General features: G+C 50.0%; 19 protein-coding genes, 2 tRNA genes and 1 riboswitch. Of the genes, 17 read left to right on the top strand and 4 right to left on the bottom strand.

The genetic code is table 11. The features are described 5' to 3' along the window. Nucleotides 1-97 precede the first annotated feature (97 nt). From AC0YOA_RS31205 to AC0YOA_RS31195, 3 genes are all read left to right on the top strand, one after another. Nucleotides 98-445 carry a hypothetical protein gene (locus AC0YOA_RS31205; protein WP_475789930.1) on the top strand — a complete coding sequence of 116 codons (348 nt, stop codon included), beginning with the start codon at nt 98-100 and terminating at the stop codon, nt 443-445. Nucleotides 446-537: 92 nt separating this feature from the next. Then, on the top strand, nt 538-1866 hold the full coding sequence (locus AC0YOA_RS31200) for a 5'-deoxyadenosine deaminase (protein WP_475789929.1): 1329 nt from the start codon (nt 538-540) through the stop codon (nt 1864-1866). A 146-nt stretch (nt 1867-2012) separates the two neighbouring features. Further along, entirely contained in the window at nt 2013-2996 is a 984-nt protein-coding gene (locus tag AC0YOA_RS31195; RefSeq protein ID WP_210045614.1) for an aldo/keto reductase, read from the top strand. A 104-nt stretch (nt 2997-3100) separates the two neighbouring features. On the opposite strand, the gene AC0YOA_RS31190 is transcribed toward AC0YOA_RS31195, so the two are convergent. Then, nucleotides 3101-3994 (bottom strand): SDR family oxidoreductase, encoded by an 894-nt coding sequence (locus AC0YOA_RS31190; RefSeq protein WP_475765169.1) that lies wholly within the window; start codon nt 3992-3994, stop codon nt 3101-3103. A 303-nt stretch (nt 3995-4297) separates the two neighbouring features. Beyond that, nucleotides 4298-4384: riboswitch (cyclic di-GMP riboswitch) on the top strand. Nucleotides 4385-4496: 112 nt separating this feature from the next. Here AC0YOA_RS31190 and AC0YOA_RS31185 point away from each other — a divergent pair. The 6 genes from AC0YOA_RS31185 to AC0YOA_RS31160 all read left to right on the top strand — a co-directional run bounded on the left by AC0YOA_RS31185 (nt 4497) and on the right by AC0YOA_RS31160 (nt 10081). After that, nucleotides 4497-6179, top strand: a complete 1683-nt coding sequence (locus AC0YOA_RS31185) for a pyridoxal phosphate-dependent decarboxylase family protein (protein WP_475789928.1) — start codon at nt 4497-4499, stop codon at nt 6177-6179. After that, complete coding sequence (locus tag AC0YOA_RS31180) at nt 6172-7893, top strand: methyl-accepting chemotaxis protein (RefSeq protein WP_475789927.1); 1722 nt, start codon at nt 6172-6174, stop codon at nt 7891-7893. Before AC0YOA_RS31185 ends, AC0YOA_RS31180 begins: the two co-directional genes overlap by 8 nt. Before the next feature lie 432 nt (nt 7894-8325). After that, nucleotides 8326-8970, top strand: coding sequence for a hypothetical protein (locus AC0YOA_RS31175; RefSeq protein WP_475789926.1), 645 nt, complete (start codon nt 8326-8328; stop codon nt 8968-8970). Beyond that, nucleotides 8951-9493, top strand: coding sequence for an accessory gene regulator ArgB-like protein (locus AC0YOA_RS31170; RefSeq protein WP_475789925.1), 543 nt, complete (start codon nt 8951-8953; stop codon nt 9491-9493). The genes AC0YOA_RS31175 and AC0YOA_RS31170 overlap by 20 nt, the downstream gene beginning before the upstream one ends. Then, nucleotides 9474-9620, top strand: a complete 147-nt coding sequence (locus AC0YOA_RS31165) for a cyclic lactone autoinducer peptide (protein WP_475789924.1) — start codon at nt 9474-9476, stop codon at nt 9618-9620. The genes AC0YOA_RS31170 and AC0YOA_RS31165 overlap by 20 nt, the downstream gene beginning before the upstream one ends. 17 nt (nt 9621-9637) lie before the next feature. Continuing rightward, nucleotides 9638-10081: a LytTR family transcriptional regulator DNA-binding domain-containing protein gene (locus AC0YOA_RS31160; protein WP_475789923.1), complete on the top strand. Its 444-nt coding sequence runs from the start codon at nt 9638-9640 to the stop codon at nt 10079-10081. Between the two features lie 224 nt (nt 10082-10305). Here AC0YOA_RS31160 and AC0YOA_RS31155 read toward each other — a convergent pair. Continuing rightward, nucleotides 10306-10382: transfer RNA gene (locus AC0YOA_RS31155), tRNA-Arg, on the bottom strand. A 195-nt stretch (nt 10383-10577) separates the two neighbouring features. Here AC0YOA_RS31155 and AC0YOA_RS31150 point away from each other — a divergent pair. Continuing rightward, on the top strand, nt 10578-13775 hold the full coding sequence (locus tag AC0YOA_RS31150) for an efflux RND transporter permease subunit (protein WP_475789922.1): 3198 nt from the start codon (nt 10578-10580) through the stop codon (nt 13773-13775). Between the two features lie 19 nt (nt 13776-13794). After that, nucleotides 13795-14688: a TetR/AcrR family transcriptional regulator gene (locus AC0YOA_RS31145; RefSeq protein ID WP_475789921.1), complete on the top strand. Its 894-nt coding sequence runs from the start codon at nt 13795-13797 to the stop codon at nt 14686-14688. Between the two features lie 461 nt (nt 14689-15149). Here AC0YOA_RS31145 and AC0YOA_RS31140 read toward each other — a convergent pair whose 3' ends face one another. Together AC0YOA_RS31140 and AC0YOA_RS31135 are read right to left on the bottom strand one after the other, a co-directional pair. Continuing rightward, the gene (locus tag AC0YOA_RS31140; protein ID WP_210045623.1) at nt 15150-15278 is read right to left on the bottom strand and encodes a sporulation protein YjcZ; all 129 of its coding nucleotides are present in this window, start codon (nt 15276-15278) and stop codon (nt 15150-15152) included. Between the two features lie 316 nt (nt 15279-15594). Beyond that, nucleotides 15595-15668: transfer RNA gene (locus AC0YOA_RS31135), tRNA-Gly, on the bottom strand. A gap of 185 nt (nt 15669-15853) precedes the next feature. On the opposite strand from AC0YOA_RS31135, the gene AC0YOA_RS31130 reads away from it, so the two are divergent. The 6 genes from AC0YOA_RS31130 to lonB all read left to right on the top strand — a co-directional run bounded on the left by AC0YOA_RS31130 (nt 15854) and on the right by lonB (nt 23448). Beyond that, complete coding sequence (locus AC0YOA_RS31130; RefSeq protein ID WP_475789920.1) at nt 15854-16765, top strand: hypothetical protein; 912 nt, start codon at nt 15854-15856, stop codon at nt 16763-16765. A gap of 95 nt (nt 16766-16860) precedes the next feature. Further along, nucleotides 16861-18162: a trigger factor gene (gene tig, locus AC0YOA_RS31125; RefSeq protein ID WP_475789919.1), complete on the top strand. Its 1302-nt coding sequence runs from the start codon at nt 16861-16863 to the stop codon at nt 18160-18162. Nucleotides 18163-18390: 228 nt separating this feature from the next. Then, the gene (clpP, locus tag AC0YOA_RS31120; protein ID WP_210045625.1) at nt 18391-18987 is read left to right on the top strand and encodes an ATP-dependent Clp endopeptidase proteolytic subunit ClpP; all 597 of its coding nucleotides are present in this window, start codon (nt 18391-18393) and stop codon (nt 18985-18987) included. A gap of 23 nt (nt 18988-19010) precedes the next feature. Beyond that, nucleotides 19011-20267 (top strand): ATP-dependent protease ATP-binding subunit ClpX, encoded by a 1257-nt coding sequence (clpX, locus tag AC0YOA_RS31115; RefSeq protein ID WP_210045626.1) that lies wholly within the window; start codon nt 19011-19013, stop codon nt 20265-20267. Nucleotides 20268-20373: 106 nt separating this feature from the next. Beyond that, on the top strand, nt 20374-21489 hold the full coding sequence (ispG, locus tag AC0YOA_RS31110; RefSeq protein ID WP_210045627.1) for a flavodoxin-dependent (E)-4-hydroxy-3-methylbut-2-enyl-diphosphate synthase: 1116 nt from the start codon (nt 20374-20376) through the stop codon (nt 21487-21489). A 252-nt stretch (nt 21490-21741) separates the two neighbouring features. Then, entirely contained in the window at nt 21742-23448 is a 1707-nt protein-coding gene (lonB, locus tag AC0YOA_RS31105; RefSeq protein ID WP_210045628.1) for an ATP-dependent protease LonB, read from the top strand. Nucleotides 23449-23525 lie beyond the last annotated feature (77 nt).

The following is a 23525-nucleotide window of genomic DNA, read 5'->3' as shown; positions in this document are numbered from 1 at the left end:
TGTCCGGATGGGGATGCTAGAGAAGCGAAGCGTACGGATCCATTATCGAATGGAAGGCGCGGAAGTGGAATGAGAACGGGAAGGGGCAATCACTAATATGGAAGAGCATACACAAGATTCAACCAGCCGCAAAACCTATTATGTTTCCGTCCAGGCGGGTTCGATTCTGGAGGATCAGGGAGCAACAGCCTATGAACTGGCAATAACCGCAAGTGAAGAGGAGCTGGGCCTACTGCAGGAGCTGATGGGGGAATTGTCCAGTATGGATGAAGCGCAGGCATTTCATTTTGGAGGAACTTTTTTCGAGACATCTTCGGACAAACAAATCAACGCCGGTCTTGACGGGTTGCTCATGGATATCTACAAGCTGCTGTACGAAAGAGGCACGGAGGAAACCAGGCGGCATATCTCGACGATGGGCTTGTTCTCCGAAGAAAGTCTTTAACTTGTCAGGACTATATTCAACTTGAGATGTAAAGTCTCTTCCCTATGTTCATGCTACAATGGGAGCATCTGATGATGGAGGAGGCTTCCCCTATGGGTTCAACCTTGCTGCGTAATGTCAAGATGGTGACGATGAATGACAAGGATGATATTCTGACCGGAGATATTTTAATCAAGGATGATATCATCGCAGAGGTTGGCGGCAGGATTACGGACCTTGAGCCGGATACGACAGTCATTGAAGCCCGCGGAAAGCTGCTGCTTCCCGGATTCGTGCAGACCCATATCCATTTATGCCAAACGCTTTTTCGCGGACGCGCGGACGATATGGCGCTGATGGACTGGCTGCGGACAAGGATATGGCCTCTTGAGGCTGCCCATGATGCGGAATCTATTTATTATTCGGCCATGCTCGGCATTGGTGAGCTGCTGCTCAGCGGGACCACGACAATTCTGGACATGGAGACCGTCAGCCACACCGAATCCGCCTTTGAAGCCATGGCGCAGAGCGGCATACGGGCAGTATCCGGAAAGGTTATGATGGACGCGGGCGGCGATGTACCGCTGGGACTTCAGGAGCAAACCGAAGCCTCCCTGCAGGAGAGCACAAGGCTGCTGGAGAAGTGGCATGGCCATGATGGCGGCCGTCTCAGCTATGCGTATTGTCCGAGATTTGTTGTCTCGTGCTCGGAGCGTCTTCTTACTGAGGTGCGTGATTTATCTGCCAGTTACGGAGTGCTGGTTCATACGCACGCGGCGGAGAATCAGGAGGAAATCGCACTTGTAATGACTCAGCGCGGTATGCGCAACATTGTCTATCTTGATCATATAGGTCTGACCTCCCCCCGGCTGGTTCTCGCTCACTGCATCTGGCTGGACGAGGAAGAGCGGGCCATCATGAAGCGAACCGGAACGAAGATGACCCATTGTCCGGGTTCCAATCTGAAGCTCGCCTCCGGCATCGCGAATGTGCCCGAAATGCTGGATGAGGGCATTGGTATGGGGATTGGCGCAGATGGAGCACCCTGCAACAATACGCTGGATATGTTCCAGGAGATGCGGCTGACCGCTCTGCTTCACAAACCCAGATGCGGACCGGAGAGCATGGATGCCAGAAGAGTGCTGAGGATGGCTACGATCGGCGGAGCGCAGACACTCGGTATGGATCATCTGATCGGTTCCATCGAGAAGGGCAAGAAGGCCGATCTGGTTCTGCTGAACCTGAATGATTTTCACACCTTTCCCTCTTTTGATGCCGACCCGTACTCCCGTGTTGTCTATGCCGCCTCCCGCGGTAACGTCGATTCTGTATGGGTGAACGGCAAAAACGTCGTTCAACGGGGGCGAGTACGGACGATGGACAAGAAGCTCGTGCTCCGGGAAGCGGATAAATCCATCGCCAGACTGCTCGCAAGAATTTGACCTGACGATACTTTTGGCGAGTCTGCAGAAGAGCAGGCCCGCCATTTCTGTATTTTAGCGACTCGTCCTCTTGCAGTATGCGGGAATGGCAGTCATAATGGAACAAGGCAAGAAAGCGCCATCAAAACATAAAGGCGGTTGATATCATGAAGTACAGACAACTGGGCAGCACTGAATTGCACATAAGTGAAATCAGCTTCGGAACATGGGCTATCGGCGGATCCTGGGGCGGAACGGACGATGGTTCGGCGCTCAAAGCGCTGTCACGTGCAATGGAAGAGGGCGTCAACTTCTTCGATACCGCAGATGTTTATGGTGAAGGACATAGTGAGGAACTGCTCGCCAAAGCGACAAAAGGGCGGGAGGACGAGATTTACATCGCGACCAAGTTTTGCCGTGCCGGTGATCTTCTGGATCCGGCTTCCTATTCCTACGAGTCGGTGCGGGCCTATTGCGAGGCAAGCTTGAAGCGGTTGGGCCGCGAAAGAATCGATCTGTACCAGGTGCATTGTCCGCCTACGGATATTCTGCGAAGCGGCGAGGTATTCGGCGCGCTTGACCGTCTGCGCGAGGAAGGCAAAATCCGCGAGTACGGAGTAAGCGTGGAAACCGTCGAAGAGGGCTTTATTTGCTTGCAGCATCCCAATGTGAAGGCGCTGCAGGTGATATACAACCTGTTTCGGCAGAAGCCGGAGCTTGAGCTGATTCCCAAGGCTTTCGGGCAGGGAGTGGGCATTCTGGTGCGTCTGCCGCTTGCCAGCGGGCTGCTGACGGGCAAGTTCACGGAGAAATCAACATTTGCCCCTGACGATCACCGGAACTTCAACCGTAATGGCGAAAGCTTTAATGTAGGCGAGACCTTCGCCGGAATTGCCTTCGAGATGGGCGTATCACTGAGCAAGGAGCTGTCATGGATTGCCGAGGGCAGAACGAATATGGCCAGCGCCGCGCTGCGCTACCTTCTGGATAATCCCCATATTACCTGTATCATACCGGGATTCCGAAACGTCTCGCAGGTGGAAGATAATTTGCGGGCGGCCAACGTTCCGGGTTATACGCGAAGCGAGCTCGACAAAATCCATCAATTCTACGAGCAAGAGGTCCACAACTATATCAGAGGACCTTATTGAATAAGAGAATAGTTAAGCACGGGCAGGCCCGGACGAGCGAATTCCTTCGCTTGTCCGGGCCTCTTTATGTTGTTCCATGCTGCAAATCATTTCCTTCGGGAATGCTACCCGTTCACAATTTCCCCGCCATTGATGTGAAGGACTTGACCGCTCATGTAAGAAGAATCCTCGCTTGCGAGGTACACATAAGCGGGAGCCAGTTCCTCCGGCTGTCCGGCACGCTTGAGCGGGACATCGGCGCCGAATTTGGCCACCTTCTGCTCATCAAAGGTTGAAGGAATAAGAGGTGTCCAGATAGGGCCGGGAGCTATGGCGTTGACGCGAATGCCCTGATCGGCAAGATTGAGCGACAAGGAGCGGGTAAAGGAAACGATGGCTCCTTTGGTCGCCGAATAATCGAGCAATGTCGGACTTCCCCGGTAGGCGGTTACGGATGTCGTGTTAACGATTGCTGCACCGCTTGCCAAATGAGGCATAGCCGCCTGTGTTAAATAAAACATTCCGAAAATATTGGTTTTGAAGGTCCGTTCAAGCTGTTGGGGAATAATGAGCTCAATCTTATCCTGGGGATGCTGCTCCGCCGCGTTATTCACGACGATATCGAGTTTTCCCAAGCTTTTAACGGTTTCCTCCACGGCCTCGCGGCAGAAGTTCGGATCGCCGATATCTCCCTCCACCAGAATGCAGCGGCGGCCGGCCGCTTCCACGAACTGCTTGGTTACCTCCGCATCGCTTTGTTCATTCAAATATAGAACGGCTATATCGGCGCCTTCCTTGGCATAGGCAACCGCAACGGCACGGCCGATCCCGCTGTCTGCTCCGGATATAATGGCTACTTTACCTTGAAGCTTGCCCGCTGCCTTCAATCCGGAAGATTCAAATTGCGGACTTGGCGTCATTTTGGATTCCAGTCCTGGTTGCCGGCTTTGATGCTGCGGCGGTAATGTGGTTGGCCTTGCTGGCGTTTCGCCTGGAGATGTCATAGGCTGCTTCGTCATTTGAGAAACAACTCCTTTCGATAAGCTATCATGCCATGAATACGATGTTCTTACGCGTTCCATTGAACTATTACCCCGGGCAGGCAGAAATGAAAAAATATAGCTCCCTTGGATAAGAGAAGAAAAACTGAAAAGTAAGTCTTAAGAACTGGTTTAAATGTCGAAACCGCGATAAATGTAATAAATTTGTAACTTATTTTATAATTTTATTGTTAAAAGGCCCAAAAATCCTTGAAGATAATGGAACAAAATAGTAATATACGACTAAGCTTCCCGGTCTATTATTTCCACGGCGAAGACAAATTGAATACTAGGCAAAGCTATTGAAAAGTAGTGACGCAAAACTACAGGGGCATCATCCAACAGTGGAAATGTCAGCCAGTTGCATCCATTTAACAGCTGTTTAGGCTTGCCATGCCCATTATGCTGTTTTTTGCTGTGCGGATCATTTATGGGTTTTTCGCATCACAAAATAAATTGGTTACAGAAAAGAGGCTATTACATGAAGATGTCACCAGTTCAAGATGTACGTCAATGGTTTCCGAGCGATGATGGGAATGAGCAGGACCGGATGCAATTGATGAAGCTTATGGAGCAGCTGATGACGGGCTTCGATCTTTTGAAGGACCCTCAGAGGGTAAACCTGAAGGGCAGCAAGGACCGGTCAGGCGATTTCTATGGACAGCTGAATGAGAGCAGTGTCATCCCCCCGCAGGGGAAAGCGATGGAAGATGTAACCCGGGGCCTGATCGAACTGATGCATGCGCATCCCTACCATACCAAATATTTTATGACTAATATTCTGCCCATGGCATCGATTCCGGGCATTATGGGAATGCTCGCCGCGATGCTTGTCAATGGCAATAATTTGTGGGATGTATATGGCCCGGCTGGCGCTGAGGCTGAAGTGCGGGTCGTCAGCATGATGTCCAAGCTGGTCGGTTATGACCATACGAGAAGCGGCGGCTACACAACCTGGGGCGGACAGGGGGCAATCTTCACCGGTCTGCGGCTGGCAATAGCCAAATTCGCTCCGGATGCTTCGCGCACGGGAGTGCCGAATAACCTGTATGCCTTTTGTTCGGATTCGGCTCATTACAGTCTGTACAAATCCATGGAAGCGACAGGACTTGGAAGCGACCGTCTGGTCAAAATCCGGACAAGAAGCGACAGCTCCATGGACACAGCGGATTTGAAATGGAAACTGGAGCAGGTTATTCGTTCAGGCGGAATTCCGATCTATATCGTCGCCACTACGGGGACGACCGATGCTATGGGAATTGACGATATTTCCGAAATTATGAATATTGCCGTACAAGCTGCCGCGGCTAATGGATTAAACAGGCCGCATGTTCATGCGGACTCGGCGCTGGGAGGATTTTTCGCCTTTTTCAATGATTATGATTTTGCTCTTAATCCGCTTGCATTGGATATGGAAACGCTGGGAGCACTCCATGCGATCGCAGGTAAAATGAAGCATATCCATCTTGCCGATACCATGTGCTTTGATTTTCAAAAGCTGGGACAAACGCCGTATCTGACTAGCCTGCTCCTGGTAAAAGAAGCGGAATCTCTGCGTCTGCTTGATTTGAATCCCGACGAAACGCCTTATGTGGGATACCGCGGATACGGCCAGTATCATACCGGTTACACGCTGGAATGCTCCAGAATGGCCAGCTCGATCAGTATCTACAGCGCTCTGCTGGCTTTTGGCATTGAAGGGTATCAACAGCTGCTGGCGCAGTTTGTATCGGTCAATTTGGCTTTCCGCAGGCAGCTCATGAAGGAAGTTCCCGAGATGGTGATCGCAAACCCCGACAATCCCGGTATTACGACACTGCTGAGGATTTTTGAGAATCGGATTTCCCGATTTCAAGAGGAGTTGGCCGGGGAGTGCCTGCTTGATGAGCTCCTCCGAAACAACCGGCTTAATGAACGATTATTCGAACTGCTCGGGGAGCGGCGCGATGAAATGTTTTTTGGAGACACCAAGAAGCATCTGCTGGTTTTATCCCAGGAAGGTGTGGAAGTCCCCTTATACGCCAGCAAGCTGTTTGTGATCTCGCCTTATACACAGCTTGAGCATGTCCCGGCAATTGTCGGCTACTTAAAGGAGAGAGTAGACGAAATTTATGAGCAGTACCATTCTCCGTATCAATCAGGGAGGTCCGTCGAAGTTGTTTAATTCCTTATTGCGTCCCGTGCGGGAACGACTGTCGCTCAAAGTCATCATCAGCATCCTGCTACTGCAATTATTTACATGCGCCGCATTTGCAGGCACAACATATTACGTCAATACGAATCTGGTCGATAAGCTGCTGCAGCAGTTCGATCTGAGGCTGAATACGGATATCGGGGTTGTCTCGGATCTGGTAGCCGGCATTCCCGGTTACGAGGCCGAAGTAAAGGATGCAGGCGATCCGCTTTATGGCGCCCTGAAAGAAAATCTGGAACAGGTTAAAGTTAAGAATGGTCTGGAGAATGTGTATGTGCTCTCCAAAAGCGGCGGAAAGGACCATATCGTCGTGTTAGCCGATGTGCCGGACGATTACGGGACCGACTATCCTTTTACGGCTGATATGAACAAGGCTCTGACCGACAACAAGACAATTGTCAGCGAAATCTACAAGGATGAATTCGGTATTCATAAATCCATCTTCGTTCCCTACACGGATGGAAACACGAGCACCCTGCTCGGTATCGACCTGGATGCTTCTGTTATACCCAAAATGTCATCGACCATATTTTGGTCCACCGTCATCATAACAATCATCGTTTTATTAATTGGCTCCATCGTATCGCTGGCGATCAGCCGGATCTTCACCAAGCCGATACGCAGGCTGATGTCGGCCACGGAGAAGGTGGCGGCCGGAGACTTGAGCGAGCAGATTATACTGAAGCGTGAGGATGAGATGGGCAAGCTGTCCCAGTCGTTCGGACAGATGAGCCAGAACCTGCAGGAGCTGATCCGCCAGATTCTATCATCATCGGACGAGATCTCGGGTACGACACGCAATTTGCATCAGGCATCGGGAGAGACAAGCCAGAGCGCGCTGCAGGTAGCGGTATCCATGAACAAAATGAGCGAGGGCATCAATGGGATCGTCGAAGGGCTCACGAACAGTTCGGAAGCTGTATCTGAAATTGACGGGGAGCTCTCGGAGGTTACTCAGGATGTGGAGGAGATGCAGTCAATTGCGGTTCTGGTCAGAGAGCAATCCGAAGGCGGGCGGGAATTGGTAGAGAAGACGCTGCATCAAATGGAGGTCATACAGGAGGCGATGCGGCACTCCCTCGAGGCCGCTGAGCTTCTGGGCCATAATTCGCGGGCTATCGGAGATATTGTAACCATTATTTCCAATATTGCCAGCCAAACGAATTTGCTGGCGCTTAACGCATCGATTGAAGCGGCCCGTGTCGGTGAGCAGGGCAAAGGCTTTGCTGTAGTTGCCGGGGAAGTGCGGAAGCTCTCCGAGCAGTCTTCACAGTCCGCTTTGTCTATATCCGAGCTGGTTTCGGTCACACAGGAAAACAGCCGGCTGGTTATCAACCGTATTGTTGATGGCAATGAAGCCGTCACGCAGGGACATGCCTGGATTAGCGAGACGCATGCCAATTTCGAAGGTATTTTTAAGGGAGTGGGCCAGTTTTCCACGTGCACCGAGCAGCTGCAGGAGGCTGTTGTCAATGTGGAGCGGTCGTTCGGGCAGATCACCTCGGCCATGCAGCAAATTTCCGGTATTACACAGGAGCAGGCAGCAAGCTCCGAAGAGGTCGCAGCGGCTGCCGAGCAGCAAAGCGCTACGATGCAGGAATTGACCGAATCCATCGGCAGGTGCTCGGATCTGGCGGCAGAGCTTCTGAAATCGGCAAGCCGTTTCAAAGTAAAAGTGCAGTAAGCTTTTTATGAATGTACTGCATATTGGGTATCGCCCCAAGCAGGGAACCTTTTCCTATTTTTTAGGAGCAGGTTCCCGTTCTTGTATAACACCCGGGCCCAGGTGCCATACAAACAAGAAACGTCTGGAAAATAGTTTTGTTCGCTTGTACATATCAACCGCTTGGGTATAATGAGGTAATAAGGCGGATACGGGAAAGGAGAGCGAATGGAACTACTGGAATACGTTACAGCCGCTTGGCTCTCCAAGCATCTGGGGACATCCCAACAAAATATATCGCTTGCCGGCAAACGGGCGCTCAATCCGGAGTATAGGGGTGATTTTCTTAAACCGGATGCACTGTTAGATGGTGGCAGGCCAATATGGCTAAAGGATAGGGCGATTGAGTTTATCGCACAGCGGGGTTCAGTAAACTGAGGGACGGTTGATCAAATGAGTGTTTTTTTGTTGTTCATGTTATTTTCCATCATTGAAAGCATTGCATTGTTTTCTATTTCATTCACCCTTTACAGACTTAAATTCACTCAATATCTTTGGCCTTCGCTTATCATGATGATCGTCATTAACCTTGTGAGTTTTTACTTGCGAAAAGAAGTAGCGCTCGCGGATTACGCTCCGGTTGCCATTTTGGTGCTGCTGGTTCTTTTTATGATGGCTGTAGTTAAAATTCCTGCATTCTGGGCTTTAATTGTATCTTTGACAGGCTTATGTTTTTTTGCATTGCTGCAGACAGGCTTGATAATGCAGTTATCCTTAGGGTACCTATCCGTTCAGGAAATTAATTCTCATGCCTGGAAAGGGTATCTGCTGCAGACATTGACGGGTCTTATCGGGTATCTGATTAGCGGTTTTTTATATAAAAGAGGAATAGGGTTCTCATTTGAATTCGAAAAACCAATTTATAAGTTGGTAACTTTGCTGGTAATGATTATAATGATATTAATCGCTCTGGCATTCGGAGCTGTGCTGTTTATTGGTGATCTATACATAGCCACAATAATCTATTTTATCGGACTGGCTTTTCTGCTCTATTTTGCACTGAAGAAGGAGACAGAAGATGCAAACATTGGCCTTTAGATTGGCTGCCGGTTTAAAGCGGAGAGCCCCTGACCATCCAAGCTCTGTCGAAGAATTGCAATTTTCCATAGAGGCGCTTTTTAATACTTTCGGAACCTTAATTGCTGCATTGATCTTGAGCTTAATGACAGGGAAAACGCAGGAAACGATATACGCCATGCTGGCCTTCGCTGTTCTAAGAGCGGTTTCCGGAGGCATTCATCTTAAACATAGCTGGACATGCCTGGTATCGACTTCCATAGCGGCCAATATTGTCGGTTTCTCCTCAATTTCCAGCTTGACCGTGTACTGTCTGACTATCGTATGCATACTTCTCGCCATCCTCTACGCACCATCCAGAATCGAGCAGCAAACCAGGATTCCTTCAAAGTATTTTCCACTATTAAGGTGGATTTCCGTTCTTATTGTTTGTTCGAATTTTTATTTCCAATCCTCAATTGTTGCTATTTCGTTCCTCATTCAATGCATTCTCTTGATCAAATGGAGAGGAGGTGACACTAAATATGAAAATGAAGTCGCTTAAAAACAAAGTGTTCTATTTTGTTTGTACTGCTTTGGCCTCCGCTGCGGTACTGATTGTTTCTACTGCCAGCATCATTTGGGTACATCAGCCAAAAACGCCGGCAAGTCTTCTTAAAAAGCAGAAATAGCCTGGGAGATGTTTGAAATGGATTTATTATCAGTTATACGAAATAACGATGGCAGCGGCGGGCTGTGCAGCGTAGAGATTAAAGCTGTGGTGTTCCTTGAGTACATCGGGGGCAGTACGCCGCAAATCAAGATTCACACAACAAATGAAGAATTTTATATATGGGGCACTTTAAAAACATGGACAAAGGCCTTGCAGGACAGCGGGTACGACTTCTTTCCGGTGGACCGGAACTTTTCCATTCACATCAGGAATATCAAGAGGCTGGATGATCAGTACAAGCGGGCATATTTCGAATATGAATTAGGCAAGGACTCCAAGAGCTGTACGTTGGCTTGGGAGAAATACAAAGCTGTCGAGAAGAAACTCAAACAGATCAATCAACCTTTCGTAGAAACAAAAGCCAGTGATGATTCCCGAATGATTTCCACAAAGATCAAAGAGGCTGTTTCCCGGTCATGAGAAACAGCCTCTTTGATCTTTAATTTGTTTTAGACAGGATGCTTCAAGAATCCGGTACGGCTTAACACATTTCAGTTCAGGTTTTGGACCGAAAAGTTAATCATCGTTTTAAAAGACGTAATCTGAATAGCTAAATAGTGAAACAAAAAAACCTCAAATCCCTTGATACAGCTGGGATTCGAGGTTTTTTTCAATTTATTAAAATGATTGTATGTAAACGCGAGTGGCGTCCCAGGAGGGATTCGAACCCCCGACCCACGCCTTAGAAGGGCGTTGCTCTATCCAGCTGAGCTACTGGGACACGTAAGTGATATTATAGCATGCATTTTTTGAAAAGCGCAAGAGGAATTTTAAATATGTTTTTATTGTGACTGACCGTTCAACCAGGCTTCATTTGAACACCGTTTAATTGACTTTTGAACTTTGTTCAAATAGTATGGAATTATATTTGAACGATTGGTCAATGAAGTTATATAAAGAGATGAGGAGTGGAAGGATGAAAGGAATTATCCGATTTTCAATAAACAACAAATTCGCCATCTGGATCATGACGATTATTGTCACAGTTGGCGGATTGTATGCGGGTCTGAGCATGAAGCAGGAGACCATTCCGAACATTAGTGTTCCCATACTGGTGGTCAATACTGTGTTCCCGGGCGCAGCTCCGGAAGAGGTGGCGGACAAGCTGACCATCCCGCTCGAGCAGCGGCTCAAGAACATGAATGGCGTCACCGCATTCACCTCAACTTCATCAGAGAACGTTTCTTCCATCGTTGTGGAGTATGATTACGGCAAGGATATGAAGGAAGCGGAGAGTGAGCTGAAAGCTGTCACCGATGGTTTTGAACTGCCAAGCGGCGCACAGGATACGCAGATATCCAAAATCAGCCTTAATGATTTTCCGATTATGTCTCTGAGTATCTCCAGCGGCAGCGGAATGACGCTTGAAGAGGTCACGAAGCTGGTCGAGGAAGATTTGAAGCCATCGCTTGAAGGTATTGACGGAATGGGCGCGGTAGCGATCTCCGGCCAGCAGGTGAAGGAAGTTCAGTTAACCTTTAATAAAGATAAGATGGCCGAGCTTGGCCTCAGTGAAGATACGGTTAAAGGAATAGTACAAGCCTCGGCCGTCAAAGCGCCTCTTGGCCTGTTTGAAATGGACAAGACCGAGAAAGCCATCGTCGTTGACGGCAATGTTACTACCTTTGATCAGTTGAAAAATATTGAGATCCCCGCAATTCCATCCGGTGCAGGCGGAACACCGCAGCAAGGTGCTGCTGGAGGCGCAGGACAGGCAGCAGGGGCTCCCGGAGGAGGGGCAGCAGCCGGCAATGCCGGAACAGGGCAAGGCGCTGTGAATCAGGCTCCCCAAGGTGCACAAGCGCCAACAGAAATCCCGACTGTTAAATTGTCGGAAATTGCCAATATCGAATTGGTCTCCATGCCGGAGTCCATCTCCCGGACGAACGGGGAGCCTTCTATCGGCATCAATATTACAAAATCCTCAGATGCCAATACCGTTGACGTTGTCAATGCGGTGAAGGACGAGACGGCTCAATTCCAGAAAGAGCATGCGGAAATTAAATCCCTTGTGATGCTGGATCAGGGCAAGCCGATTGAGGAATCAGTCAGCACAATGATCGACAAGGCGCTGTTCGGCGCACTGTTTGCAGTTATTGTCATTCTTTTGTTCCTGCGCAATTTCAGAACGACGATTATATCCATTATTTCCATACCGCTGTCACTGGTTATCGCTCTCTTGCTTCTCCAGCAGATGGATATCACCCTTAACATTATGACGCTTGGCGCGATGACGGTCGCGATCGGTAGGGTCGTCGATGACTCGATTGTCGTCATTGAGAACAATTACAGGCGGATGTCTCTGCGTTCCGAGAAGCTCAGAGGCAAGGCGCTGATCACCGAGGCGACCAGAGAGATGTTTATGCCGATTCTCTCGTCGACTTTGGTCACGATTGCCGTATTCCTTCCGCTTGGAACCGTTACAGGACCCATTGGTCAAATCTTTATGCCGTTTGCGCTGACAATGGTGTTTGCGCTGCTTGCTTCACTGCTCGTAGCTATCACAGTCGTGCCGATGATGACCCATTTGATGTTCCGCAAAGGTCTGAAGGAAAGTCAGAAGCATGAGGAACGTCCCGGCGTTATCGCCGTCCGGTATCGTAAAATTCTGGGATGGGCGCTTAATCATAAGCTGATTACCTTCGTTGGCGCTATTGTCATACTGGCCGCAAGCTTCTTCCTGGTTCCGAAGATCGGAGTTAGCTTCCTTCCGGAAGAGCCGGAGAAATATGCCATGGTGACATATTCGCCAGGACCGGGAAAAACCCTGGCCGACGTTGAGCAGACCTCGCTTGATGCAGAGAAGCTGATCATGGAACGCGCAGGTGTAACTAATCTGCAGTATTCGGTCGGCGGACAGAGCCCGTTCGGCGCATCATCAGGCAAAAGCGCATTGTTCTATGTACAGTATGAGAGTGATGTGAAGGACTTCAACGCTGAAAAAGATAAGCTGGTCGAAGCCCTCAAAACGGTGGAACCGTCAGGCAATTGGGGACAGATGAATCTCGGAGGCGGCGGCCTTGGCGGCAGTCAGTTGAGCTTGTCTGTATATGGTGACAGTTTTGATGCTATTAAACCGGTCGTTACGCAAATCGAGGATCTGATGAAGAAGGACAGCTCCTTTGAGAAAGTTGACAACTCTCTCTCCCAGCAATATCAGCAGTATACGCTTGTCGCCGATCAGCAAAAGCTGAGCAAGCTTGGCCTGACAGCCGGCCAGATCGTCATGAAGCTCAGTCCGGTGCGCGAACGTCCGGTGTTGACGCAGGTGACTGTAGACGACAAGGATTACAATGTGTATGTGCAGGTGGATACGAAGCAGTACGGTTCCATTTCCGACATTGAGAACGAGACGATCACTTCGCCGCTTGGCGTGACCGTACCGCTCAAAGATGTCATCAAAGTGGAAGAAGGTACATCGGCCGACACGGTATCCCGCAAAGACGGCAAGCTTTATGTGGGCGTATCGGCGAACATTGTGTCCAAAGATGTGAATAAGGCCAGCACAGACCTGAAGGCTGAAATCGACAAAATAGAACTGCCTGCGAATGTGACAGTCGACTTTGGCGGCGTCGCCGAGCAGATCAACGAAACCTTTACCCAGCTCGGTCTGGCCATGGCTGCGGCCATTGCGATCGTTTACCTGCTGCTGGTTATCACCTTTGGCGGAGCTCTGACGCCGTTTGCTATATTGTTCTCCCTGCCGTTTACCATTATCGGAGCGTTAGTCGGTCTGTATTTGGCCGGGGAAACAATCAGTGCGGCGGCGATGATGGGAGCGCTCATGCTGATCGGGATCGTGGTTACCAACGCAATTGTGCTGCTTGACCGCGTACTGCATATGGAGAAGGCGGGCCTCAGTACCCGGGAAGCGCTTATTGAGGCGGCTGGAACCCGGCTGCGTCCGATTTTGATGACAGCTCTTGCCACCATTGGAGCGCTTCTGCCGCTCGTGCTTGGCTTTGAAGGCGGCAGCGGCGGACTAATTTCCAAGGGGCTGGGTGTGACCGTAATTGGCGGACTGGCCAGCTCGACGGTACTGACACTGCTCATCGTGCCAATCGTTTATGAATTCCTGGCTAAATTCCGCAGAAAGCCCGCAATTGAAGAGTAAGGAAGGCGGTGTCTGACACGTGGAAGGCAAAAAACAGCAAATTCTCGAAGGCGCCATGAAGCGTTTTTCGGAAAAGGGCTACAGAGGGACGTCCATTCAGGATATTGCTGACGCCCTCGGCATTTCCAAAGGTTCTCTATACTTCTATTTCAAATCAAAAGAAGATCTGTTATTCTCCATCTTCAAGTACTACATTGGGAAAATGGGTAAAAGAGCGAAGGAGATTTCCGAATCCACGGAACTCTCCTCCCGCGACAAGCTGCGGAAGCGGATTACGATGAGCTATGAGCTGTATAACCAGCATAAGAGCTTCATCAACATCATTATGCAGGAACGCTTTGATCTGAATGAGGAGCTGCATGATCTGATCCTTCAATTAAGAGCAAGCGGGCTTCTGGCCACACGTACCGCCATACGCGAGCATTACGGGCCTGATGTTGAGCGTTATGCCAACGATGCGGCTATATTTTTTAACGCTTTTATTGAGGGCTACATGGGCTTTGTCATTCTGGAAGGCAAGAAGTTTGATATCGAGCGGCTGGCAGCTTATATTCTGGAGCGCATGGATCAGCTGATGGCAGGTATGGTTGCGGGCAACGCTGAAGTGATTATGGACCGTGAAGTACTGGAGGATTGGATATGCACTTCCTCCGAGCTTCGCAGCGCTGATGGGAATCATAACGTCAGCGCTGATATTGAGGCCATCCGTACGATTATCTCCGAATCAGACGTACCTTCCGATGTCGCTGCAGAGATGAATTCCTCCCTCCAGTTGCTGGAGAATGAACTAGACAAATCGGACCCGCAGCCCGTCCTCATTAAGGGAATGCTGGCCCTTCTGAAAAGTACCAAAATCGTAGAGCTCAAGAAGCTTGTGACCAAGCTGGAGGCTGGCATAAGTGAATTGATCTGAACGCATGAATAATTGGACATCATCATGCAAGGCAGTATAAAAGCGGACTGTTTAGGCGCATAAAGCGCATAACAGTCCGTTTTTTTGCATGTCTATTCAATAATGGTCGATATTTGACGGTTAGCGGGCTCGTTATAGTGGTAATAAGTACGGACGGTCGAACCAGAACCGCTCTGGGCATGTTCAGGCCTGCTCCAGCCTTCCATTTATTGTAGCTGGGGAGATCAGCATCAGGATACCAGAGCGCGCGAGAAGGGCCGTTATGGCCGTTCTAGCCTGTTGCTCACGGATCCTTGCTCTTTTCACTTATGCAATGTAAGGAAATCGGCGAATGCAGGAGAGATGCCGTCCAGGAGCAGATACAGCTTGGCGTAAACGGCTAAAAGACCCGCTTGGCAGCGGGTCAATTAATGGAGTTTTCAAGGTCCGGAACATATGGAGGGTTACGTTCCAAATGTTAATTAATAACCGAATCCACCAAAGCCGCATCCACGGGAGATAATGACCAGCAAGATAAAGAGTACGAGAATAAATCCGATTCCTGTGCCAAATCCGCCATAGCCAACACCACCAACACCAGCGTAGCCCATTCAAAAGCACCTCCTTGCGTCTAGGGTACTCTTTAAGGTATGCACACCTGCCCCAGTGCGATTGGGTATTTATCACATAACGTCATTGGCCCAGGTCATGGAATAGGAACTGGCAGAGCGGGCATAGATAAAGCATGCTATCATATTGGACGTTGTTTTTGTGTGCTTCATTAAAAATACCTGCCGCATGGAGATCGGAATGGGCCTGGTTCAACTATCTGTCCCCAATCGTCCCAAGCCATATTCGAGACTGAATTTTTCAGCCGCAAGACAACAAAAAAAGCCTTGCAGATCAAGGCTTTCAGGAATTATTTAGTGGAGCGGGTGAAGGGAATCGAACCCTCGCCTCAAGCTTGGGAAGCTGGCGTTCTGCCATTGAACTACACCCGCATCAGAAAGTTGGCAGCGTACTGCGACCAATAAATGATAGCACAGGGTGCAATGGAAATCAATAACAGACAGTGTTATAATCGAACACATATCAAAAGCAGGCTCCGCTGCCGGTGCGGATGGACTGATAAGGTGGTGATACTATTACAACTTCAAATTCCCCTCAAGGCGACAGTAAGGAAAATGTGTATTTGTTTCCGCGCATGCTTGATCAATACCAGCTGCAGCTGACACGGATGCTTGAAGCCGAGCAGTATGGCGAAGCCAAACAATTGCTCCGGTTTCTGATGAACTGCCAGGGCGAGGAGAAACGCCACTATGAAGAATGGGGCAGCCTGCTCACTTGGCTCGATATGGCTTTTCCCACTTTTGAAGCGTCTGACCATGGCTATGGTTCCCTGGAGAATGCTGAGCTAAAAGCCGATGAGGACGAGGATTCCTTCAGAAGGGACGCCTTGGCTCCGGAAGAATATGATGATGCTTACGTTCAACAAGTCCTGTATATTATGCGGAATCATCCTATACCCGATCAGCAGGTGCTGGCTTTGGAGAGAGCCGCTCATATTCAGCATCCCGATGTGGATGAAGCGATTGTCGCCTGGCTTACGGGCAGCGAGCTTCACCCGGCCCTGCAGTTCAAGGCGCTCCAATGTCTGCATCGCCGGGGCGTAACGGGGAAATTGCCGCTTTTACGGATGGGGGAGCAGGTCGAGCTTGAAATTGAGCTGACGCCGCTTTCGATGGATGGCTTTCCCGAGCCTGTTTCCAGAGTGCTCGAGAGAGTGGAGTCGGTGACGGAGGTTATTGACGTAACCATGCCTCATTTTGCGCGTGAAATGTGGAAGGAGTGCCTCCAATGCTTCTATGGAACCACCATCTACGACCGGCTGATCAACGGCGACGATGAAACCATTGATTGCTTTGCGGGCGCGCTTCACCTCATCGTAGAATTATCTCTTTATGACAGGGCAAGCGACGATGATATCCGCGATACATACGGTATAACGCAAGCGCTCCGATTTCAGTATGAACAGGCTTGCCGCTCGCTCAGGCAGGTGGCATTGCTGCAGGACCGGGAGGATGGAAGCGAGTCTTGATATTCGCCCGGATGTTGATTATAATAGAATGGTTTATTAGCGTGAATCATCGGACGCGAGAAAAGCGTTAGTTAATTTGGAGGGGAAAGCATAACATGAAAGCAACTTGGGAAAAAATAGACAAGAACCTTGTCTCCATCGACGTTGAAGTCGAGACCGAGCAAGTGAGTGAAGCGCTGGACAAGGCCTTCAAGAAAGTCGTTGCAAAAGTAAACGTACCTGGATTCCGCAAAGGCAAAGTGCCCCGCGGTATTTTTGAAGCCCGTTTCGGTATCGAAAGCCTCTATCAGGATGCAATTGACATTCTTCTTCCGGATGTATATTCCGAAGCGCTGAAAGAAACAGAGATCATTCCGGTTGACCGGCCTGATATCGAAGTGGAGCAGTTCAGCAAAGGACAACCTTTCAAATTCAAAGCCAAGGTAACCGTCAAGCCTGAAGTTCAATTGGGCGAATACAAAGGCATTGAAGTTCCGGCTGTAGATGAAACGGTTACGGAAGAGGAGATTGCAGCTGAGCTTGATCGTCTGCAGCAGCGTCATGCCGAGCTGACTGTTCTTGACGAAGGGGCGGCTGAACCTGGCGATGTGACCTCGATTGATTTTGAAGGTTTCGTTGACGGGGAAGTGTTTGAAGGCGGCAAGGGAGAAGGACACTCGCTGGAGCTGGGCTCCAATTCTTTCATCCCTGGCTTTGAAGATCAGGTAGTCGGCATGCAAATCGGCGATTTCAAGGACATTGAAGTGACATTCCCTGAAACCTACCACGCCGAGAATCTTGCAGGCAAGCAGGCGGTATTCAAAGTAAAGCTTCATGAAATCAAACGCAAGAACCTGCCTGCGCTTGACGATGAATTTGCCAAAGACGTAAGCGAATTTGATACGTTGGATGAATTCAAGGAAGATCTCGTGACCAAACTGGTCGAGAACAAGAAAAAAAGCAATGAGCAGGCCCGTGAAACGGCTGTAGTGGAAAAGGTGGCCGATGCGGCCGTTATTGACATTCCCGATGCTATGATTGAGTCCGAAACAGATTTTATGGTTCGTGATTTCGAGAACCGCCTGCGCATGCAGGGGATGAATCTGGATATGTATTACCAGTTCTCAGGCCAGGATGAAGCAGCCCTGCGCGCTCAAATGAGCAGCGATGCCCAGAAGCGCGTCCGCAACAATTTGGTGCTTGAGCAAATTGCCAAAAACGAAGGCATCGAAGTTGGCGACGAGGACCTGAATGAGGAACTGGAGACGTTGTCCAAGCAGTACAGCCGTACGGCAGACGAGCTTCGCGAGATTTTCGCAGCTAACGGCAATCTGGACAATATCAAGGAAGATCTGGTTCTTCGCAAGACGATCAAGTTCCTGTTGGACAACAGTAAAGTTACAACTGAAGTTGCTTAATATCGCTCCCGGCGGGCGATGTGTAGCCGCCACGAGAAAGTAAGGCACGTGTACACGTGCCTTATTTCTCCCTTTAGAGGATATAAGTTTACAAATGGGATACCTGTCCCGTACATAATGGTTTGCCAGTATCGTATAATGTAGTATTCGTAAAAAATGACATTGCCTGCGTAACATGTTAAAATAAATACGGTATTAAAAGTCGATAAGAGAAAGAAGGTTGGTCGCATGAATCTGGTACCTATAGTCGTTGAACAAACGAATCGGGGAGAAAGATCTTACGATATTTACTCTCGTCTTTTGAAGGATCGGATCATTTTTCTAGGAAGTGCGATCGACGATGATGTCGCAAACTCGATCATCGCACAGCTGCTGTTTCTGGCTGCTGACGATCCTGAGAAGGATATCCATCTGTACATTAACTCGCCAGGCGGTTCGGTAACCGCAGGGATGGGGATTTACGATACGATGCAATTCATCAAGCCGGATGTCTCGACGATTTGTGTGGGACTTGCAGCCAGCATGGGTTCGCTGCTGCTTACGGCTGGAGCCAAGGGCAAGCGTTTCTCGCTTCCCAACAGCGAAGTCATGATCCATCAGCCGCTGGGCGGCGTTCGCGGCCAGGCATCCGATATCAAGATTCACGCGGACTGGATTTTGAAAACCAAGCAAAAGCTCAATCAGATTTATGTTGACCGCACCGGACAGCCTTATGAGAAAGTTGACCGCGATACGGACCGTGACTATTTCATGAGTGCGGAAGAAGCGCTCAATTACGGTTTGATCGACAAGGTCGTCTCATCAAGCAATATAAGCAACCTGTAACAAATCGAAGAAGGGGTGATCCCATGTTTAAATTCAATGAGGAGAAGGGCCAGCTGAAATGTTCTTTCTGCGGCAAATCTCAAGATCAGGTGCGTAAACTTGTCGCCGGTCCTGGCGTGTATATATGCGATGAATGCATCGAGCTTTGTACGGAGATCGTGGAGGAAGAGCTCGGTCATGAAGAAGAGCTTGATCTGAAAGACATTCCGAAACCAAAAGATATCCGCAACATTCTTGACCAATATGTAATCGGCCAGGAGCAGGCGAAGAAGTCGCTGTCTGTTGCCGTATACAACCATTACAAGCGTGTCAACTCGCAAAATAAGCTTGAGGACGTTGAACTGCAAAAAAGCAATATTTTGCTGGTAGGTCCAACAGGCTCCGGTAAAACGCTGCTCGCGCAGACGATGGCCAAAATCTTGAATGTTCCGTTTGCCATCGCTGATGCTACCTCGCTGACGGAAGCCGGATATGTAGGCGAAGACGTCGAGAATATTTTGCTGAAGTTGATTCAAGCGGCTGATTATGATGTGGAGAAAGCGGAACGCGGCATTATCTACATCGATGAAATTGACAAAGTAGCGCGCAAGTCGGAGAATCCTTCCATTACCCGTGATGTATCGGGCGAAGGTGTTCAACAGGCGCTTCTCAAAATTCTCGAAGGTACGGTTGCATCGGTTCCGCCTCAGGGCGGGCGCAAGCATCCGCATCAGGAGTTCATCCAAATCGACACCACGAATATTCTGTTCATCTGCGGCGGCGCGTTCGACGGTCTGGAGCAGCTTATCAAGCGCCGGATCGGCAAGAAAGTCATCGGCTTCAACGCTGCCGGAGACAGCCAGAAGGATTTGAAAGCCGGCGAGTACCTGTCCATGGTGCTTCCGGAGGATCTGCTCAAATTTGGTTTGATTCCGGAGTTTGTGGGACGTCTGCCGGTTATTTCCACCTTGGAGCCGCTTGATGAGCCTGCGCTCGTTCGTATTCTTTCCGAGCCTAAGAATGCGCTTGTGAAACAATACCAGAAGCTGCTTGAAATGGATAACGTCAAGCTGGATTTTGAGCCTGCCGCATTGGATGCGATTGCCAAAGAAGCGATCAAACGCAATACCGGCGCCCGCGGCTTGCGTGCGATCATCGAAGGCTTGATGCTGGATGTGATGTATGAGGTTCCTTCCCGTGATGATGTGAATAACTGCATCATTACCGAGAAAGTGGTTCAGGATCGGGTTATGCCTGAATTATCCTCCAAGAAAAGCAAGAAGAAGGAAGAAAGCGCCTGATTCAATTAAAGAACGCTCTAAAGTATCCACCTCTGTCCAAGCGGCCTTACAGGTCGTTTTGACAGGGGTGGACTTTGACGTTAACGGGAGGGAGACGTTGCCTGATATGTATACACGTAGAGATACCATACCGGTTAAGTTAGGCCCGCTCACCATCGGGGGAAGCGACGAAGTAATCATCCAGAGCATGTGCACGACCAAGACGGCGGATGTGGAAGCGACCGTCGCCGAAATTCTTCGTCTGGAGGAAGCCGGCTGTCAGGCTGTCCGTGTCACGGTGAACAATAAAGAAGCGGCGGAAGCCATCAAAGAAATCAAAAAGCGCATTCATATACCGCTCGTTGCGGATATACATTTTGATTACCGTCTGGCACTGGCTGCCATTGAGAACGGTGTGGATAAGGTGCGGATCAATCCGGGTAATATCGGCCGCCGCGAGAAGGTTGAAGCTGTCGTGAAGGCGTGCAAGGAGCGGGGCATTCCGATACGAATCGGCGTCAACGCGGGTTCGCTTGAGAACCACCTGCTTGAGAAATACGGCTATCCGACCCCCGAAGCAATGGTGGAAAGCGCCCTTTTTCATATCGGCATTTTGGAAGAACTTGATTTTCATGACATTATCGTTTCTCTTAAAGCATCCGATGTGCCAATGGCTATAGCCGCTTACCGGATGGCGGCCGAGCAGATTCGCTATCCTCTTCACCTGGGCATTACCGAAGCAGGAACGCTTCATACGGGCACCATTAAGAGCTCTGCGGGGATTGGCGCGCTGCTTGCGATGGGAATCGGGAACACCGTACGGATCAGCCTGAGCGCTGATCCGGTGGAAGAGGTCAAGGTAGCGCGGGAGCTTTTGAAGTCCTTCGGTCTGATCACCAACGCGGCGACGCTCGTTTCCTGTCCGACCTGCGGGCGGCTGGATATTGATTTGTTCACCATCGCCAATGAAGTTGAAGAGTACATCAGTAAAATCAAAGTCCCTATTAAGGTCTCCGTTCTGGGCTGTGCGGTTAACGGGCCGGGTGAAGCCAGAGAAGCAGATATCGGCATTGCCGGAGCACGGGGAGAAGGCATGCTGTTCCGGTACGGGGAGATGATCCGCAAGGTGCCTGAAGCAGATCTTCTGGCTGAACTGAAGAAAGAAATCGATGAAATCGTCCGCGTCTATGAAGCAACGGGGGAGATTCCCGGACGCAAGGCTCATTCTGTACCGCATGCGTAAAAGCAGCAAACGATTCAAACTTTAGAATCAAATAGCGATTATTCCATCCGGCTGGGGGCAATACTGACAGGTATGAGTCCCGATATGCCGGATTTTTTTTAATAGCAGACCTTACGCTGCTGCTATTTCCAAAAGGGATAACACTTACTTCACCACCAGGAATGGCCCAAGCCTGCCTGCATGCGGTTTTCGCTGCCGCTAGCATGCAGAACGGACCATTTGCCCAGTGGTTTGAGAGGAGTATTAATCGCTATGAGTTTAAATTTGATTCTGATGCTGATTCAAGTATTTTTTGCGATCGTGATCGGACTGTACTTTTGGAATTTATTACGCAGTCAGAAGACCAACCGCACCGCTGTTGACAAGGAGTCCCGCAAGGAAATGGATAAGCTCCGCAAGCTTCGCTCGGTATCGCTTACCAAGCCATTGTCCGAAAAAACGCGCCCTCAGACCATTAACGATATTGTCGGTCAGCGCGACGGCTTGAGAGCCCTCAAAGCGGCTCTGTGCAGCGCCAATCCCCAGCATGTGATCATTTATGGACCCCCGGGGGTAGGAAAGACCGCGGCAGCCCGTGTCGTTCTGGAGGAAGCCAAGAAGAATCCAACCTCTCCATTTCTGCCGGATGCCAAGTTTACGGAGATTGACGCCACCACCGCCCGCTTCGACGAACGCGGGATCGCGGATCCGCTGATCGGCTCCGTGCATGACCCGATTTATCAGGGGGCTGGTGCCATGGGTGTGGCCGGGATTCCGCAGCCGAAGCCGGGTGCAGTAACCAAAGCCCACGGCGGTATGCTGTTCATCGATGAAATCGGCGAGCTGCATCCCATACAGATGAACAAGCTGCTTAAAGTACTGGAGGACCGTAAAGTGTATCTGGAGAGCGCTTATTACAATTCCGAGGATACTTCAGTGCCCATGTATATTCATGATATTTTTCAAAATGGGCTTCCGGCGGATTTCAGACTGGTGGGGGCAACCACGAGGTCACCGCAGGAGCTTCCGCCAGCGCTGCGTTCCAGGTGCATGGAAATCTATTTCCGTCCGCTGCTGCCTGCCGAAATTGCCCAAATCTCGGTTAATGCCCTGAAAAAAATCGGCCTGCCGCCTTCACAAGATGCGATTGATGTGGTTACCCGCTATGCCACCAATGGCCGTGAAGCGGTCAATGTGATTCAGCTTGCCGCCGGCCTTGCCTTGTCTGAATCTCGTGAGGGGATCACGGCTGCGGATGTCGAATGGGTGGTCAACAGCAGCCAGATTCCGCCGAGACCCGACCGCAAAGTCCCTGCGCTCCCGCAGATTGGTTTCGTCAATGGTCTTGCCGTCTATGGACCGAATATGGGAACGATGCTGGAGATTGAAGTCAGCGCGATTCCAGCCAGGGCCGGCAAAGGCAGCTACACCATTACAGGCGTTGTGGAAGAGGAAGAGCTCGGCGGCGGAAGCAGCCGGACAATACGGAGGAAAAGCATGGCAAAAGGCTCGGTCGAGAATGTTCTGACTGTGCTGCGGAGAATCGGGTTTAAGCCTGAAAACTTTGATTTGCATATTAATTTCCCCGGTGGAACACCGATCGACGGTCCTTCAGCCGGAATTGCTATGGCAACCGCCATCGCTTCCGCGATCAAGAGCGAGCCCATTGACAATAAACTTGCCATGACCGGGGAAGTTGGCATCCATGGAGATGTGAAGCCGGTGGGCGGTGTGCTCGCCAAGGTGGAGGCAGCGTTCCAGGCAGGTGCGGATACGGTTATCATCCCGCGTGAGAACTGGCAGGCGATTTTTGCGGATCTGCAAGGGCTGCAGATCATCCCGGTCGGTCATATCGACGAGGTGTTCAGGCATGTATTCCGCGATATGGATAAGCTTATTCCGGCGCATCAGCCGACTGCTGCAAGTGATGTTTTTATCGCACCGAGCCTTCCCTATTTGCAGGCTGATTCCGTTGAGTGATAAAATAGGGATAGGCACTCAAGTAAGAGCCTTATTTTTCCGTTAGACAAAAGGGTTGAAATTGCTTCAAGAACGGA

The organism is Paenibacillus sp. JT22N12, from assembly GCF_056269365.1.
This window is presented reverse-complemented; position numbering and strand designations above follow the sequence as displayed.